Genomic DNA, 16,341 nt, shown 5'->3' on the forward strand with positions numbered 1-16,341 from the left:
CACGGGGCTTGCCGTATCGCCGGGGCGGATCGGCGCACCATGTTGGACCGATCGACGGATAAGCTCGTTGGTCCGCAGATGAAACGGCAACCGTCGAACCCTTCTGTGCGCGCGCTCGGCCTCATGCTGCTCGCCGGCTCTGCTGCGACCGCGCAGGATCTGCCGACGACCCAAATCGAGGATCATGGCGCGGTCGTGCGGCAGGACGCGCTGACCCGATCGCTGCTGCGCACGCCTCGCCCAGGGTCACAAAGCCCGTCCCCGGCGCAAAGGTCGGCTTGCGCCGCGCTGCCCCGCCTGCGCATTCAACATGGCTCGGACCATCCCAAGCTGCTCAGGCTGGAGGCTCACTGCCGTGATGCCGGGCTCTGATCCGGCCCGCACCGCCGAAATCTTCAATCCTCGAGCTTCGCCATCTCGGTAATGAGGCCACCCCGCTGGGTGAGCGCGGTACGATCCAGCGGCACGCGGTAGAGCGCGCGCAGGAACCGGCGATCGGCCTCGGAAAGCGCATTCGGGCGTCCGTCCCCCGCCTCGAACAGCGCCAGGATCGAACCCGCGGGCGATGCATCCGCGCTGCGGATCTCGGCCAACGCCACCATCGCCGCATAATCCGCCACCGAATTGAGCGGCACTCCGGTTGCCAGATCGACATCGATCAGCACGGTAGCAGTCGACATCGCCCGCACGGTGGGCGTGCGGATCATGCTGGCCGAATAGGATAGATTGGACGGAATGTTCGACGGCAGCGCCGATCCGCCGCCCTCGCTGGCGTCGCCCCCGCTCCAGACCGGCGGATCACCACCGATCTGGCCGTCGCGTCCGCGCAGGATCGTCTGATACCACCAGCGAACCGGTGCATCGCCCGTCATCAGCGCGGTTCGATCGCTGGCCGAGACTTCGGCGAATCGCCGGCTTTTCTTCCTGAACACGGTCTGCGCTACGCCGGCCGCATCCTTGATGAAGCTGACCGTGATGTTCGCACCGCAACCGGGCCGCGCGACGGGCACCTTGGCGGCCCGCGCGGCGGCTTCGATCCGCGCGGTCACCCGGTCCGCGATCGGCTTCGGCACGCCGATCGCCCGTGGGCAGATCGGATCGATCCAGCGCGCGATCGGCCGGTCGCCCTGCGCCACGCCGGTCTCGCGAACGAACGCCTGCGCTTCCTTGCGACGCGTCTCCGGATCGGTGCGCTTGCCCGATACGACGATGGTTGGCGTGTCAGGCGGGGATGCGGCGGTGCCAGCGGGCTGCGCGGCGGCCAACAGCATCAGGCTCGCGATCATCATCGGGCGACCTCCCTCGGATGCCCGATGATGCCTTACCACATCACTGAAGTCAGCCGACAATTTCCTCGGGCTTGAAGAAGTAGTCGATCTCGATCTTGGCATTCTCCGGGCTGTCCGAACCATGCACCGAGTTCGCCTCGATCAATTCGGCGTGGACCTTGCGGATCGTGCCTTCGTCGGCGTTGGCCGGGTTGGTGGCGCCCATCACTTCGCGGTTCTTCGCGACGGCATTCTCGCCTTCCAGCACCTGCACGACGACCGGGCCGGAAATCATGAACGAGACCAGCTCGCCGAAGAAGGGCCGTTCCTTGTGCACGGCATAGAAGCCCTCGGCCTGCTCCTTGCTCATCTGGATGCGCTTGGACGCGACGACGCGCAGGCCGGCATCCTCCAGCATCTTGGTGACGGCGCCGGTCAGGTTGCGGCGGGTGGCATCGGGCTTGATGATCGAAAAGGTGCGTTCGGTCGCCATGGCTTCAGCCAAGCTCCTGTGATGTGAGGCTGCGGAAAGTGGCGGCTCTCTAGGCGGGGTCACCGCTTTGCGCAACCCGCCAGCCGGTCTCGATCAGGAAGCGCCGATAGGCCGCCTTCCGCGCTGCCGGATCGGCCGGCGCTGGCCCGCTGGTCGCGCGGTGGCGGGTGATCGCATCCGCCAATGGTTCAAGCCCCACCGCCGCCCGCCGGGCGTCGACTTCGGCGGGATCGGCGATCGGGTTCGGTGCCATCATGCCCTGCGAGTCCCAGTGGAACTGGGTGCCGTAGCGCTGCGGCCGCCCTTCCATTACGGCGATCCGATCCGACAGCATCGCCGCCTGCCAGCGCGGTGCGGCACTTGCCGCCAGCGCCGCCAGCGCGCGCCTCTGAAATGCGGGCTGCGCGATCGCATGCTGCGCGATCAGCCAGGCGGCGTCTGCCGCCGCCGCGCCCACGCGCGCCGCATCGGGCCAGCCGCCATCCAGAAGGCTGTCGAGCAGCGCCGCATTGGCATCGTGCACCGCACGCATCTCGGGGTGATAGCCATCGAACAGCGCGCCGCTTTCCGCGAGCCGCGTGCGGACCCGGCCATCCTCCGCCGCGGCCTCGATCAGCGCGGCGGCGGCCTCGGAGTCCGTCACGCCACCTGATCCCAGCGGCTGCCGTCATGCCGCCAGAAGCGCCGCTCGACCGCATCGCGCCCCGCCAGCCCGCGCCACGCCGCCCGCGCGCCGGCCAACCCGTCCTCGTCGAACAGCAGGAAAGCCCGATCGAAGCCCAGCGCCTCGTCACGCCAAAGCCCGTCCGCCAGCGCGACATGGCGTGCGCCGTTGGCCGCCTCCGGCGCATCGGCAATCAGGATCGGCTGCACCGCATCGGCGGGCCCGCCCGCCCGGCCATGCGCCAGGAAGCCGTCGGGATCGCCATCCCACAGTGCCGTGTCGAGCGCCTCGGCGCGCGCTTCGTCCGCCACCACTACCAGCAGACGACCGCCGCCGGCGACCACTCGCGCCGCGATCCGCGGCAACACCGCGCTCACCGGCAGCGGGCCGAGCTGGTAGAAGTCGACCTGCACCGCGGCCTCAGGCTTCCAGATTGTCCGCCACGAAGCGGTCGATCAAGCGCACGCCATAACCGGTCGCGCCTTTGTCCCACAGCGGGCCGGGCTTGGCCGCCCATACCATGCCGGCGATGTCGAGATGCGCCCAGCGCACGTCATCCTCAACGAACCGCTTGATGAACTGCGCCGCGGTGATCGATCCCGCATCGCGCGGGCCGACATTCTTCATGTCCGCGATCGGCGAATCGATCATCTTGTCATAGGCATCGCCTATCGGCAGCCGCCACAGCGGATCGCCCGCCGCCTTGCCCGCAGCCACCAGCTGATCGGCCAGCGCGTCATTGTTCGAAAAGATGCCGCCATGCTCATGCCCCAGCGCGATGATCATCGCGCCGGTCAGCGTCGCCAGGTCGATCACGGTCTTCACCTTGTGGGTGCGCTGCACCCAGGTAATGGCATCGCACAGCACCAGCCGACCCTCGGCATCGGTGTTGATCACCTCGATCGTCTGGCCGGACATGGATGTGACGACATCGCCCGGCCGCTGCGCGTTGCCGTCGGGCATATTCTCGACCAGGCCGCACACGCCGATGATATTGGCCTTCGCCTTGCGGCCCGCCAGCGCCTTCATCGCGCCCGCCACCGCACCCGCGCCGCCCATGTCCCACTTCATGTCTTCCATGCCGCCGGCCGGCTTGATCGAGATGCCGCCGGTATCGAACGTCACGCCCTTGCCAACGAACGCCACCGGCGCGGCATCGCCGCCGCCGTTCCAGCGCATCACCAGCAGCCGCGCCTCGCGCACCGAACCCTGGCTCACGCCCAGCAGCGCGCCCATGCCCAGCGCCTTCATCTGCGCCTCGTCCAGCGCCTCCACCGTCACGCCCAGCGCTTCAAGCTCGCGGCACCGCTCGACGAAGCTTTCGGGATAGATGATGTTGGCCGGCTCGGCGACCAGCGTGCGCGTGAACATCACGCCCTCGGCCACCGCCGATGCCCGGGCCCACGCGGCGTCCGCCTCCGCGCCGCCGCCCACGATCGTCACCGCCTTCAGGCTCGGCCGCTGCTTCTCGCTCAGCTTGGTGCGATAGGCGTCGTGCCGCCAGCTGCGCAGCGCCGCGCCGGTCGCCACATGCGCTGCGGCCTCGCCCCCGGCCGCCTCGCCCAGATCGATGGCCACCGCCGTCTCGCCCGATGTCAGCAGCCGCGCCGCGATCGCGCCGCCCGCCTTCTCCAGCGCCGCCGCCCGGGTCGTGCCCGCGCTGCCGATGCCCACCAGCAGCGTGCGCCGCGCGCTTCCGTCCGCTGGCACCCACGCCTCGACGATCGCGCCGGGCTCGCCATCGAACCGCCCGGCCGCCGCCGCCGCGCGCAGCACGCCCGATCCGTCGCCCCCCGCAATCGCATCGAGCCCGCCCGGCGCCACCAGCAGCGCAAGCGGTCCGGATGCAGGGCGGTTGTCGGCGAAGCTGACCTTCATGGGAGTGTTCTTCCTCTATCGATTGAACCCGCCATCTAGGCCCCCGACTACCGGATTGCGAGGGGCGAGCGCCCTCGAACGGGCAAAAGCTGGCGAGCGGGCGCGGGATCGGCCACGATCGCACCATGATGGATCGCCCGCACCACCCCCTCACGCTCGACCGGCACGGAGCCGAGCATCACCCGGCGGTGGCCGAAGCCCGGATCGATGCCCTGCGCGCGATCTTCGACACGCTGCCCGCTGCCCGCCCGGGCACGCGGCTGTACGGGGATCTAACATTGCGGAACATCTGCGATGCCGGGGGTGTGATCGGGAGCCTGGCCGCAGCCCATCTCGGAGCGAACTGCTGCGCCGTGCGCGCAATCGCGCTCGACAAGAGCGCGTAGACCAATTGGGCGCTCGGCTGGCATCAGGATCGCACCATCTGCGTCGCTGCCCGCCATGCGGTCGCAGGCTGTGGCCCGTGGACGATCAAGCAAGGGCTGACCCACGTGGCACCGCCGTTCGATCTGCCGGCGGGCATGATCACGATCCGCGTCCATCTCGACGATGTGCCACCCAGCAATGCCCCGCTGCTGATCGCGCTCGGATCGCACCGCCACCCCGTCGCCGAACCCGCGATCGCGCAAAGCGTCGCTGCCAGAACGATCCACAGATGCACCGCACGCAGCGGCGATGCCTGGCTCTACGCCACCCCGATCCTCCACGCCTCGGCCCGCGCGGACTACCCCACGCGCCGCCGCGTGCTGCAGATCGACTTCGCCGCCGAACCCCTGCCGCCGCCGCTGCAGTGGCTGGGCATCTAGGCGTCGGACAGGATTCCACGGTCCGAAGCGCCGCCCGGCAGCCATGTCCGCTGAGCGCCCGCCCCCGTCATCCCGAGCTTAACCCGGGATCCCGCTATCCGGTCGCAGTGCCGGAGGTGCGGGAGTACGGATTGAACCGGATGACCGCTATCGCCCAATTGCGGACATTCGTCGCGCAGGCCCGGTAGGCGTGCTAGGTCCGGCGCCGAGGTGGATACATGACACGTTGGCGGCGGTTCATTGCTTGGATCGTTAAGGACATCGGCGATCAAGGCTGGCCTAGCACGCACTCGCTTTCCTCGATTGTCCCGATCGGTCCATTGATCATCATCCTGCCGCCGCTTTGGTATTTTGATCCTCCAGCCAGCATCCGCTATTGGCTTGTGGGCATAGCAGCCGTTCCAACTGCCGCCTTGTTCAGCATCTGGGCGTGGCGACTCTTCGTCGCCGGTCGACGGCAGGTTCGAAAGGTCAGACGATTGAGACGCTGACGCTTGCGTCCGCTTTCCACCAAATGCGGACATTCCGCCGCTGGATGCAAGATTCGCGATGACCTTTGAAACCCTGCTGGTTGCTGGCGCGATTTTCGGCCCTCAATCCAAAACCCCGCGATCCCCCGCGGTTAAGAATAACGCCTAACATCCTGAGCGCATAATTTGAAGCGGAGCGAAGGGTTTTACGGGCATCAGGATAGATATGGTACCATTCTCATAAATCAAAGGAATAAAGTTTTTTGGCATGCTGGTGTCTATCCCTATCCTCACGTCTTTTTGACTTTTAATCGCTATTATGGCTGGTTCAAATCGGATATAGCTGCCAGCTTTATCTATTCCTCTGCTATACTTCACGGTACCGTTATCAAAGTGAGCAGTTCCACTTGCAAGTTTTATGCGAATTAAGTCATTTGAATAGCAGCCATCAATAGGAATATTATTTGGTACGCTAGAGTTACTGGAACAGGCGGTGAATAGAAAAGTTAATGATAGACGGCTAATCAAATTTACCTGTCTATAATAGCATTGGTTCATTGACGACGCCCCTCAACTTGAATGTCAGTGTTCGAAAAGCCGCCGGTTAAACTCACGTTTAGACCCTTGGAGGCGATCGTCGCATCGGCTCCGACGAGTGTTCCATCCGCCTTAGATGTCGATACTTCGTCTAAGCCATAACTAAGCGCGAAAGTGTCAGCAGGGCCCATAAAAGTTGCCCGGCTCTCAGAAAATCCGCGAATGACGAAACTGCGACGCACGGTGCGAGACTCGCGGGCGGAAGCCGACGTGGCACACCTGCAGCCGCCCCGCTCTGACCCCGTTCCGGGCGATCTAAACGTGCGCCTTGGCATCCTGCGGCAGAAGCCGAACTGGTACGCCGACGATAGCCGAGGCCGCAGCCTAGCTCAACCGTTCGCGAACCGGCATTCCTGGCGCCCATGGAAACGCGACACGTTTTTGCCGAATGTCTGCTCTCGCCCAATCACGGACATGAGCGATGCTTGAACGTCCAGATTCAATCTTCCCCCGGTTCGTCGTTAAAGAGGTAGCGGATGCCGTCGATGCTTCCGTTCGGCCAAACCACCAACTCGCGCTCGTTGATAAACTCAGTCTCTATCGTGTCCCCGGTAGCAGGACCGTCCCAGATGAGGGTCAGCCGATCGCCCGGCTCTAATTCAAAGCACTGTGGCCAAGGCTCAACGGACACGTAAATTGGGCCGTCCTTTCTGTTGACGAATGTCTGCTGGGTTTGCGCCATGCCTCTGGTTTAGGGCTGCGCCACGCTGCCGCCAATGTCCGCTATCCACCAAAGTCGGACATTGGCTGCGAGCATACGCCCCTCTCGCGATTGACATGCCCCGCCCCCGCGCAATGATTACGCCCAGAAGAATGAACCGGAGAGGATGGGCGGTTGGAGTTGGAGATCGAGGTCGTTGCCGAGGGGCTGGCGTTTCCGGAGGGGCCCGTCGTGATGGCGGACGGGTCGGTGATCGTGGTCGAGATGCTGGCCGGGCGGCTCACGCGGTGCTGGGGCGATGGCCGCAAGGAGACGGTGGCCGAACCCGGCGGCGGGCCCAATGGCGCCGCGATCGGGCCCGATGGCGCGCTCTACATCTGCAACAATGGCGGCATCGATCCGGCCACGCTGCACAGCTTCGTCGGCCCCGGCTATGAAGGCCGGATCGAGCGGATCGACATCGCGACCGGCACGGTCGAGCGGCTCTACGATCGCGGCGCGCGCTATCCGCTGAGCGGACCCAACGATCTCGTCTTCGCGGCCGACGGCAGCTTCTGGTTCACCGATCAGGGCAAGACCTGGGAGGATCAGCACGGCATGGGCGGGCTGTTCCACGCGCAGGCGGACGGCTCGGCGATCACCACGATCGATCACGGCATCATCTATTATAACGGCGTGGGCCTCTCGCCCGACGGCGCGACGGTCTATGTGGCGGACACTTATACCGCGCGGATGCTGGCCTATCCGGCCGGTGCCGGCGCGGGCGCGAAGCCGCGGCTGGTCGCCACCGTGCCGGGGCTGGTCGGGCTGGACAGCCTGGCCGTCACGCGCGCAGGCAATATCTGCGCGGCGCAGCTGTTCGAAGGCGCGATCGCCACGATCACGCCGGACGGCCAGATGAGTCGGATCCCGTTTCCGGACCATTACACCACCAACATCGCCTTCGGCGGCGAGGACATGTGCACGGCCTGGATCTGCCAGTCCTCGACCGGCCGGCTGATCAAGGTCCGCTGGCCCGAGCCGGGGCTGGAGCTGGCGTTCAACGCGTAGCGGGATGATCGAGCCCGCCTCGCGACATACCCTCCCCGTCACCCCTGCGAAGGCAGGGTCCCATGGCTGCCTGGTGGGGAATGCCGGCCTCTGCACAGCGGCAAACGGCGGTTCAGCCACCGCCTCGGGCAGAGCCAAGCGCGGCGGTGATGGCCCACGCGCCGCTTCCCAGTCGCCCCTCCGAAGGCAGAGGCCTATGGCTGTCGCGTGGGGCAGTCGAGTTTCTGAACAGTGGCAAACCGCGCGTCGGCCACCCGCTCGGCCGTCGCGCCCTATCGGAGAGCCATGGGCCCCTGCCTTCGCAGGGGCAACGCGGTGATCGGTGCGCTCGCGGTGCCACCACACACCGCACACCGCACACCGCCCCCACCGCCGCTATTCTGCCGCCTCGGCGTCCGCCCCGCTCGCATCCTCCACGACCGCCAGCTTGGTCAGCGGCCGCACGCCAGTCTCCGCCAGCGGTAGCGGCTCGATCGGCTTGCCGCCTGTCTCCACCTTCAGCGCCTCGAACCGTTTGGCCTGCGTCATCACCTGGCTTTCCAGGCTGCCGACCATGTCGTTGTAGGCGCCCGTCGCAAGGCTGAGATTGCGGCCGAGCTTGGCGACATGGCCGCCCATCGTCGCCAGCCTTTTGTACAATTCTTTGCCGACGGTCGCCACTTCCTGCGCCTGTTCGGCCAGCGCTTCCTGCCGCCACATGCCCGCCATCACCTTGGCCAGTGCCAGCATGTTGATGGTCGATGCGATGATCACGCCTTGGCGGAAGGCGCTTTCAATCAGGTCGGGCGCGCGCTCGGCCGCGGCGGACAGGAAATGCTCGCCGGGGATGAACATGATCACGAAATCGGGCGAGAGATCGAATTGCCGCCAATAGGCTTTCCGCCCGAGATCGCTGGCATAGCTCTTCATCGCGTTGGCATGGCTCAGCAGCAGCCCGGCACGGACCTGCTCGTCCTCCTCGTCGAACGCCTGCTCAAACGCGACCAGCGGGCATTTCACGTCGATCACGATGCAGCGCCCGCCCGGCAGGTTGATCACGCAATCGGGCCGCAGTTGCCGCCCCTCGTCCGATACCGAGGATTGCAGCGTGAAATCGACATTCTCGGCCAGCCCGGCCTGTTCGAGGATGGTGCGCAGCTGCTCTTCGCCCCAGCGCCCGCGCGCCTTCGGGCTCGATCGCAGCACGTTGGTCAACCGCGCCGTCTCGCGCCGCACCACCTCATTGCCCTCGGTGAGCCGGCCGACCGCTTCCTTCAGCGCGCCATAGCTGTCGGCACGCGACTTCTCGATCAGGTCCAGCTTCTCGTCATAGCGCTTCAGCGATTGCTCGACCGGCGACAGCAGCGCCTTCAGCTTGCCTTCGCTGGCCTCGCCCGCCTGCTGGAAACGCTCGTCCGCGCGCTTCAGGAACAGCGACTGCGCATCGTTCATCGCCTTGGCGGCCAGCGTGCCGAAACTGTCCTGCAGCTTCGCTTCCATCGTCCGCAGCTGTTCGATCTGGGCGGTGAACGCGCGTTCGCGCTCGGCCGCGGCGGAGCGCAACGCGGCCAGCTCATGCCGCGCGGTATCGCCCTCGCCCCGTACCGTCGCCAGCGCAGCCTCCAGCGCGTCCGCCTGCCCTGCCCGCAGTTCGGCGCGACCCAGCTCGCCCAGCGCGCGGGTCGCCTTCTCGCGCCAGTCGTCGCGCTCGGCCGCCACGCCCTTCGCGCCGCGCCCGAACAGCGCCCAGCCGATCGCGCAGCCCACAAGCAGTGCACACAGCATGGCGATCAGCGCAAGCGAATCCATCAGGCCCTCACCGGAACATTGCAAGAACCAGTGACGCCGGAACTCCTACTTTGCAAGCCCCGGCGGAACGGCCCGTCGCCCCGCTTCGTTCGCCGGATAGCGAGGAGAACCCAATGTCGATCCACAAGATGATCCAGTCGCACCCCGATGTCGGCGCGGATTTCAACGATGCGCTGGCCACCGCGGCGCGTCACGCGATGTTCTGCGCGGTGATCTGTACCTCTTGCGCCGACGCCTGCACCGCCGAGGCGATGGACACGGCGCAGTGCGTGCGGACCTGCTCGGATTGCGCCGACATCTGCACCGCGACCGCGCGGGTCGCGGTTCGCCGCGCCGGCCAGAACATCTTCACGATGCGCGCATTGTTCGAAGCCTGCATCGTCGCATGCGACATCTGTGCGGAAGAATGCGCCCGGCACGATCACGAGCATTGCCGCCAGTGCGCGGAAATGTGCCGCGAATGCGCGCGCGACTGCCGCGCCGCACTGCCGACGATCCAGTAACGCCGAGCCCGCAGGCGGCGCGCTGGCCTATTCAGGCAGCGCGCTTCAGCTTGCGGTTCTTGTCGAGCTTCTTCAGCAGCATCTCGCGCTTCAGCCGCGACAGGTGATCGACGAACACGATCCCCTCCAGATGGTCCATCTCATGCTGCAGACAGGTGGCCAGCATCCCGTCGATGGGCTCGTCATGCTGCGCCCCGTCGCGATCCAGCCAGCGCGCGCGAATCGCGGCCGGCCGCTCGACATCGGCGAACACGTCGGGGACCGAAAGACAGCCTTCCTGATAGACCGACTGTTCGGCGGACGGATCGTAAATCTCGGGATTGATGAAGACGCGCGGATTGCGGATCGGCTTGCCGTCCTCGTCTTCCTCTTCCTGCAAGTCGATCACCAGCACGCGCTTGGGCACGCCCACCTGGATCGCGGCCAGGCCGATGCCGGGCGCGTCGTACATCGTCTCGAACATGTCGTCGATCAGCGTGCGCAGGCCGTCGTCCACCGTATCGACGGGTTCAGAAATGGTGCGCAACCGGGGATCGGGCACTTCGATGATCGGGAGAATGGCCATCCGCTGAAAATATGCCCGCGGCCGCCGGGAATCAAGGATCGCGTCAGGCCACCGGCCGCCTTGCGCGCAGCGCCTGCGCCAGCGTGCCCTCGTCGAGATAGTCGAGCTCGCCGCCCACCGGCAGCCCGTGTGCCAGCTGGGTCAGCCGTACGGGATGCCCCTCGATCCGCTCGGCCAGATAGTGCGCGGTGGTCTGTCCCTCCAGCGTGGCGTTCATGGCCAGCACCACTTCGTCGATCCCGCCGGCCGCGATCCGGCTGATCAGCCGGTCGATCGACAGATCCTCGGGCCGCACGCCTTCCAGGGCGGACAGCCGGCCGCCCAGCACATGGAAGCGGCCGGGAAACAGCCGCGACCGATCGAGCGCCCAGAGGTCGGCGACTTCCTCAACCACGCACAGCATCCGGGCATCGCGCCGGGGATCGCTGCAGATCGCGCAGGGATCGCTGGTATCGACATTGCCGCAGACCGAGCAGGTGGCGAGCGCCGCGCTCACCGCCTCCAGCGCCCGCAGCAGCGGCACCAGCGTCGCCTCGCGCTTCTTCAGCAGGTGCAGCACCGCGCGCCGGGCGGAGCGCGGGCCGAGGCCGGGCAGCCGCGCCAGCGCCTGGGTCAGCGCATCGATCTCGGGAGAAGCCATCGCATGCGGAGATAGGGGCTTGCCACGGCGGTTGCCAAGCGTTTGAGGAAGGCGATGCGCATCGCCTTCATGGGAACTCCCGATTTCGCCGTGCCCACGCTCGACGCGCTGGTCGCGGCGGGCCACGAGATCGCGGCCGTCTATTGCCAGCCGCCGCGACGCAGCGGGCGCGGCAAGGCAGTCACGCCATCGCCCGTGCAGCGGCGGGCCGAGACGATCGGGCTACCGGTCCGCTCGCCGGTCTCGCTGCGCGATGCCGATGCGCAGGCCGACTTCGCGGCGCTCGATCTCGATGTCGCGGTGGTCGCCGCCTATGGCCTGATCCTGCCGCAGCCGATCCTGGATGCGCCCCGGCTCGGCTGCCTGAACGTTCACGGCTCGCTGCTGCCGCGCTGGCGCGGCGCCGCGCCCGTGCAGCGCGCGATCCTGGCCGGCGACGAGCGCACCGGCGTGATGATCATGCAGATGGAACGCGGGCTCGATACCGGCCCGATGCTGGCGCGCACCGAAACCGAAATCGACGGCAAGACGGCCGGCGAACTCACGGCGGAACTGGCCACGGCCGGCGCGGCGCTCATGGCGGAGGTGCTGGCCGATCCTGCGCGCTTCCCGCCGCAGCCCCAGCCCGAGGACGGCGTGACCTATGCGGCCAAGATCGACAAGGCGGAGGCGCGGATCGACTTCACTGCCGATGCTGAGCAGGTCGAACGGCAGATACGCGCCTTCAACCCCGCGCCCGGAGCCTTCTTCGAACATGCCGGCGAACGGATCCGCATCCTTGCCGCCCTCGTCGTGGGCGAAAACGGCGCGCCCGGCACCGTGCTCGACGATCGGCTCACGATCGCCTGCGGACGGGGCGCGATCCGCCCCGTGCAACTGCAGCGCGCCGGGCGTGGCGCAATGGCTGCAAGCGAGCTGCTGCGCGGATTTTTCATCCCGGCCGGCACGCGGCTGGCGTGACCCGCTTTCGCCTGACGGTCGAATATGATGGCCGCCCCTTCATGGGCTGGCAGCGGCAGGCGCACGGGCCAAGCGTGCAGGCCGCGATCGAGGCGGCAGTGCTGGCGGTGACGGGAGAGACGGTCGCGGTCCATGCCGCCGGGCGCACCGATGCCGGCGTCCATGCGGAAGCGATGGCCGCGCATGTCGATATCGCAAAGCCGATCGCCCCGTTCCGCCTGTCCGAAGCGCTGAATGCGCGGCTGCGCCCGCAGCCGGTTGCGATCCTCGATTGCGCGGCTGTGGCGGATGACTGGCACGCGCGCTTCTCGTGTCTCGGCCGGCGCTATCGCTACGATATCGTCAATCGCCGCGCGCCGCTCACCTGGGAGGCCGGTCTCGCTTGGCAGGTCGCCGCCCCGCTCGATGCCGATGCGATGCAGGCCGCCGCGCAAGCGCTGGTCGGCCGCCACGACTTCACCACCTTCCGCTCGGTGCATTGCCAGTCCGACAGCCCGGTGAAGACGCTCGACCGCCTCGAGGTGGTCCGCACCAGCGATCAGCTGTCACTATTCGCCGAAGCGCGCAGCTTCCTGCATCATCAGGTGCGATCGATGGTCGGCTGCCTCGTGCTGGTCGGCCGCGGCAAGTGGTCCGCCGTCGATCTTGCCGCGGCGCTGGCCGCGGCGGACCGCGCCGCGCTCGGCCTGAACGCGCCGCCCGACGGCCTCTATTTCACCGGCGCGGTCTACTGATCGGTCACAGCCGGTCGAAATCGATCGGCGCGTGCCGGTCCAGCGTCTGCGGCGCCTCGGGCATCGGATATTTGAGCCCGGTCGCGCAATTGAACAGCAGCACCCGAACACTGGCCGAGACTTCGCCCGCCGCCAGCGCCTGGCGATAGGCGGCCAGCGTCGCCCCGCCTTCGGGGCACAGCAGCAGCCCATCGCGCCGCGCACAATCGTCGACCGCGGCCAGGATCGCATCGTCCTCGACCGCGATCGCCTTGCCGCCCGACTCGCGCACGGCGCGCAGGATCAGGAAATCGCCGACCGCGCGCGGCACGCGGATGCCGGCGGCTACGGTGTGCGCATCCTCCCAGCGTTCGGCATGTTCCACGCCGGCCTCGAACGCGCGCACGATCGGCGCGCAGCCAGCCGCCTGCACCGCATACATTCGCGGCCGTTTGGGCCCGATCCAGCCGATCGCCTCCAGCTCGTCGAACGCCTTCCACATACCGATCAGCCCGGTGCCGCCGCCGGTCGGGTAGAAGATCGCATCGGGCAGCCGCCAGCCATATTGGGCAGCCAGCTCCAGCCCCATCGTCTTCTTGCCCTCGATCCGATACGGCTCCTTCAGCGTCGAGAAATCGAACCAGCGCCCCTCGGCCGCACCCTTGCCGACGATCGCGCCGCAATCGTCGATCAGGCCATTCACGCGCCACACGCGCGCACCCTGCATCGCGATCTCGCGCACGTTGATCTCGGGCGTATCGGCCGGGCAGAAGATGATCGTCTCGATCCCGATCCGGCTGGCATAGGCGGCCAGCGCCGCACCGGCATTGCCGTTGGTCGGCATCGCGATCCGCGTGACGCCCAGCGCCTTGGCCATCGAGACCGCCATCACCAGCCCGCGCGCCTTGAAGCTGCCGGTCGGCAGCCGGCCCTCGTCCTTCACCATTACCTGCGCGCCGCCGCTCGCCGGGATCGGCACCAGCGGCGTCTCGATCTCGCCCAGGCTCACGATGTCGGCGGTGCGGCGCACCGGCAACAGTTCGCGCCAGCGCCACAGGTCGGTCGGCCGTATCGTCATCGCATCACGCGAGACCGCGACCCGTACGCCCGCCAGATCATAGCGCACCAGCAGCGGCCTGCCGACGCGTGACAGCCCGTGCAGCATATCCGCGGGGTAATGTTCCCCGGTCATCGAGCATTCGAGATGGGTGACGAAGGTCGGGCGGTCCGCCGAGAGATTGTCGTTCATGACCTCGCTAACGCACGGCCTGCAAAAGTGGCCCGGCGCGATCGCGATCGTTTGCGCGTCCGATCCCGAACAGGCGCGTCAGGCTCTTGTCCAGCATCAGCAGCTGCCACAGCAGCCGGCCCTGTTCGGATCGGCCCGCGCGGTGATCGGCGGCGGCCTTGGCGATCACCGCCGGATCGAACCAGCCCGTCTCGACCAGCGCGGGCGCATTGGCCAGCGCGGCCGCCTGTTCGGCCAGCGGCCCGCGGAACCAGCCGCTGATCGGCGTCACGAACCCCATCTTCTTCCGGTAGAGGATGGAATCGGGCAGATGGCGGCGCAGCGCGCGCTTCATCAGCCATTTGCCCTGCCCCTGGCGGATCCGCATCGATACCGGCAGCCGCGCGGCGAATTCCACCAGCCGGTGATCCAGCAGCGGCTCGCGCGCTTCCAGGCCGACCGCCATCGACATACGGTCGACCTTGGTCAGGATATCGCCCGGCAGCCAGATCTTGAGATCGGCATATTGCGCCCGATCCAGCGGGTCGCGCGCCGGCGCGCCATGCATCGCATCGATGATGCGCTGTTCCGCCCGGTGCCCGGCCAGCAGCGCCTTCGCTTCCGGCCGGTAGAGCGCGTCGCGCATCGCCGGCGGGGTCACGCCTACCGACAGCGCATAGGCCTCCGCCCCATCACGGGCGAGGCCCTGGAAGGTCGATTTGAAACGCAACGGCTGCGGCGCCCAGTCCAGCTTCGGCCACGCCCGGCCGAGCGGACCGAACACGCCTCGCCGCACCCCGGCGGGGATCAACCCGCGAGCGCGTTCCTCGCCCAATTGGAAGAGATGGCGGCGATAGCCGGCGAACGCCTCGTCCGCGCCGTCGCCCGAAAGCGCCACTGTCACCGTCTCGCGCGCCAGTTCACACACCCGATAGGTCGGTAATGCAGAGGCATCGGCGAACGGCTCGTCGAAATGATCGGCCAGCGTGTCGATCAGCCCGAAATCCGCGGATGCCACCGTGCGCGTGCGATGGTCGGTGGCGAAACGCTCGGCCACGATCCGGGCGTGCGCGGTCTCGTCCAGCCCCGCCTCGTCGAACCCGATCGAACAGGTCCGCACCGCGCCCGCGCTGGCGCCCGCCATCAGCGCGACCACGCCCGACGAGTTGACTCCGCCGGACAGGAACGCGCCCAGCGGCACGTCGGCCACCATCCGGCTGCGCACCGCTTGGTCGAGCAGCGCGGCCAGTTCCTCCTCCAGCGCGGCGGCGCTGCCGGTCGCACGATCGGCGAAGCTCACATCCCACCAGCGCTGTGGCGCAGGCAACGGCCGGCCGCGGCGCACGTGCAGGAAATGGCCCGCCGGCAGCTTGGCGATGCCCGCCACGATGCAGGCATCGTCGGGCACATAGCCCAACCCCAGATAATCCTCGACCGCGTTGAAATCCGGCGCGCGCTTCACCAGCGGATGCGCCAAAAGGCCCTTCAGCTCGGATGCGAACAGCAGCGCACCATCGGGCAGCTCGGTCAGGAAGAGCGGCTTCACTCCCAGCCGGTCGCGCGCCAGAAACAGCGACTGATCGGCCGCATCATGGATCGCGAACGCGAACATCCCGTCGAAACGGTCCAGGCAGGCCGGCCCCCATTCCCGCCAGCCGTGCAGGATCACTTCGGTATCGCTGGCAGTGCGGAAGACATGGCCGCGCGCTTCCAGCGCCGCACGGGTCTCGCGAAAATTGTAGATTTCGCCGTTGAAGACGACGCACAGCCGCCCGTCTTCCGACAGCATCGGCTGGTCGCCGGTCGCCAGATCGATGATCGAAAGGCGCCGGTGCCCCAGCCCGACACCGGGCGCGGTCCACACCCCCTCGCCGTCCGGCCCCCGGTGCGCGATCGCATCGATCATGCCACGCACGCGCGCTGGATCGACCGGCTTGGCGGTTTCGCGGTGGAAGATGCCGGCGATGCCGCACATGACTAGAGTACGCCTCCCCCGTTCGTCCCGAGCGCAGTCAAGGGATGCGCCACAAATGCTGCGCGCGGTGTCTCGACTTCGC

General features: G+C 67.5%; 18 protein-coding genes. 7 read left to right on the plus strand and 11 right to left on the minus strand.

From position 1 onward, the window contains the following. Positions 1 to 39 precede the first annotated feature (39 nt). Positions 40 to 372, plus strand: a complete 333-nt coding sequence (locus tag ABC347_RS04715; RefSeq protein ID WP_413244583.1) for a hypothetical protein — start codon at positions 40 to 42, stop codon at positions 370 to 372. A gap of 23 nt (positions 373 to 395) precedes the next feature. On the opposite strand, the gene ABC347_RS04720 is transcribed toward ABC347_RS04715, so the two are convergent. The 5 genes from ABC347_RS04720 to ABC347_RS04740 are packed head-to-tail and all read right to left on the minus strand — an operon-like array spanning position 396 to position 4,303. Continuing rightward, entirely contained in the window at positions 396 to 1,289 is an 894-nt protein-coding gene (locus ABC347_RS04720) for a hypothetical protein (RefSeq protein ID WP_413244584.1), read from the minus strand. Between the two features lie 49 nt (positions 1,290 to 1,338). Further along, a complete protein-coding gene (gene ndk, locus ABC347_RS04725) occupies positions 1,339 to 1,761 on the minus strand; it encodes a nucleoside-diphosphate kinase (protein WP_413244585.1) in 423 nt (140 codons plus the stop codon). Between the two features lie 49 nt (positions 1,762 to 1,810). Beyond that, the gene (locus ABC347_RS04730) at positions 1,811 to 2,404 is read right to left on the minus strand and encodes a DUF6624 domain-containing protein (RefSeq protein WP_413244586.1); all 594 of its coding nucleotides are present in this window, start codon (positions 2,402 to 2,404) and stop codon (positions 1,811 to 1,813) included. Next, complete coding sequence (locus ABC347_RS04735) at positions 2,401 to 2,838, minus strand: DNA polymerase III subunit chi (RefSeq protein WP_413244587.1); 438 nt, start codon at positions 2,836 to 2,838, stop codon at positions 2,401 to 2,403. Before ABC347_RS04735 ends, ABC347_RS04730 begins: the two co-directional genes overlap by 4 nt. A 7-nt stretch (positions 2,839 to 2,845) precedes the next feature. Continuing rightward, on the minus strand, positions 2,846 to 4,303 hold the full coding sequence (locus tag ABC347_RS04740) for a leucyl aminopeptidase (protein ID WP_413244588.1): 1,458 nt from the start codon (positions 4,301 to 4,303) through the stop codon (positions 2,846 to 2,848). Between the two features lie 128 nt (positions 4,304 to 4,431). Between ABC347_RS04740 and ABC347_RS04745 the strand changes: the two genes are divergently transcribed. Further along, on the plus strand, positions 4,432 to 4,689 hold the full coding sequence (locus ABC347_RS04745; RefSeq protein WP_413244589.1) for a hypothetical protein: 258 nt from the start codon (positions 4,432 to 4,434) through the stop codon (positions 4,687 to 4,689). Between the two features lie 105 nt (positions 4,690 to 4,794). Beyond that, on the plus strand, positions 4,795 to 5,109 hold the full coding sequence (locus ABC347_RS04750; protein WP_413244590.1) for a phytanoyl-CoA dioxygenase family protein: 315 nt from the start codon (positions 4,795 to 4,797) through the stop codon (positions 5,107 to 5,109). A gap of 1,506 nt (positions 5,110 to 6,615) precedes the next feature. On the opposite strand, the gene ABC347_RS04755 is transcribed toward ABC347_RS04750, so the two are convergent. Continuing rightward, positions 6,616 to 6,858: a hypothetical protein gene (locus ABC347_RS04755; protein ID WP_413244591.1), complete on the minus strand. Its 243-nt coding sequence runs from the start codon at positions 6,856 to 6,858 to the stop codon at positions 6,616 to 6,618. 153 nt (positions 6,859 to 7,011) lie between these two features. Between ABC347_RS04755 and ABC347_RS04760 the strand changes: the two genes are divergently transcribed. Continuing rightward, complete coding sequence (locus ABC347_RS04760) at positions 7,012 to 7,887, plus strand: SMP-30/gluconolactonase/LRE family protein (RefSeq protein ID WP_413244592.1); 876 nt, start codon at positions 7,012 to 7,014, stop codon at positions 7,885 to 7,887. A gap of 375 nt (positions 7,888 to 8,262) precedes the next feature. Here ABC347_RS04760 and ABC347_RS04765 read toward each other — a convergent pair whose 3' ends face one another. Next, on the minus strand, positions 8,263 to 9,675 hold the full coding sequence (locus ABC347_RS04765; protein WP_413244593.1) for a DNA recombination protein RmuC: 1,413 nt from the start codon (positions 9,673 to 9,675) through the stop codon (positions 8,263 to 8,265). Positions 9,676 to 9,788: 113 nt separating this feature from the next. On the opposite strand from ABC347_RS04765, the gene ABC347_RS04770 reads away from it, so the two are divergent. Continuing rightward, a complete protein-coding gene (locus ABC347_RS04770) occupies positions 9,789 to 10,178 on the plus strand; it encodes a four-helix bundle copper-binding protein (RefSeq protein ID WP_413244594.1) in 390 nt (129 codons plus the stop codon). A 31-nt stretch (positions 10,179 to 10,209) separates the two neighbouring features. Here the strand turns inward: ABC347_RS04770 and def are convergent, their stop codons facing one another. After that, positions 10,210 to 10,743, minus strand: coding sequence for a peptide deformylase (def, locus tag ABC347_RS04775; RefSeq protein ID WP_413244595.1), 534 nt, complete (start codon positions 10,741 to 10,743; stop codon positions 10,210 to 10,212). Between the two features lie 43 nt (positions 10,744 to 10,786). Beyond that, positions 10,787 to 11,383, minus strand: coding sequence for a recombination mediator RecR (gene recR / locus ABC347_RS04780; protein ID WP_413244596.1), 597 nt, complete (start codon positions 11,381 to 11,383; stop codon positions 10,787 to 10,789). Between the two features lie 54 nt (positions 11,384 to 11,437). Between recR and fmt the strand changes: the two genes are divergently transcribed. After that, entirely contained in the window at positions 11,438 to 12,343 is a 906-nt protein-coding gene (fmt, locus tag ABC347_RS04785; protein WP_413244597.1) for a methionyl-tRNA formyltransferase, read from the plus strand. Then, positions 12,340 to 13,077: a tRNA pseudouridine(38-40) synthase TruA gene (truA, locus tag ABC347_RS04790; RefSeq protein ID WP_413244598.1), complete on the plus strand. Its 738-nt coding sequence runs from the start codon at positions 12,340 to 12,342 to the stop codon at positions 13,075 to 13,077. Before fmt ends, truA begins: the two co-directional genes overlap by 4 nt. 4 nt (positions 13,078 to 13,081) lie before the next feature. Here truA and ABC347_RS04795 read toward each other — a convergent pair whose 3' ends face one another. Then, on the minus strand, positions 13,082 to 14,305 hold the full coding sequence (locus tag ABC347_RS04795) for a threonine synthase (RefSeq protein WP_413244599.1): 1,224 nt from the start codon (positions 14,303 to 14,305) through the stop codon (positions 13,082 to 13,084). Positions 14,306 to 14,312: 7 nt separating this feature from the next. Continuing rightward, positions 14,313 to 16,259 (minus strand): XrtA/PEP-CTERM system amidotransferase, encoded by a 1,947-nt coding sequence (locus ABC347_RS04800; protein WP_413244600.1) that lies wholly within the window; start codon positions 16,257 to 16,259, stop codon positions 14,313 to 14,315. Between the last annotated feature and the right edge of the window lie 82 nt (positions 16,260 to 16,341).

Source organism: Sphingomonas canaveralia, from assembly GCF_047238125.1.
Lineage (GTDB): Bacteria > Pseudomonadota > Alphaproteobacteria > Sphingomonadales > Sphingomonadaceae > JBDFMH01.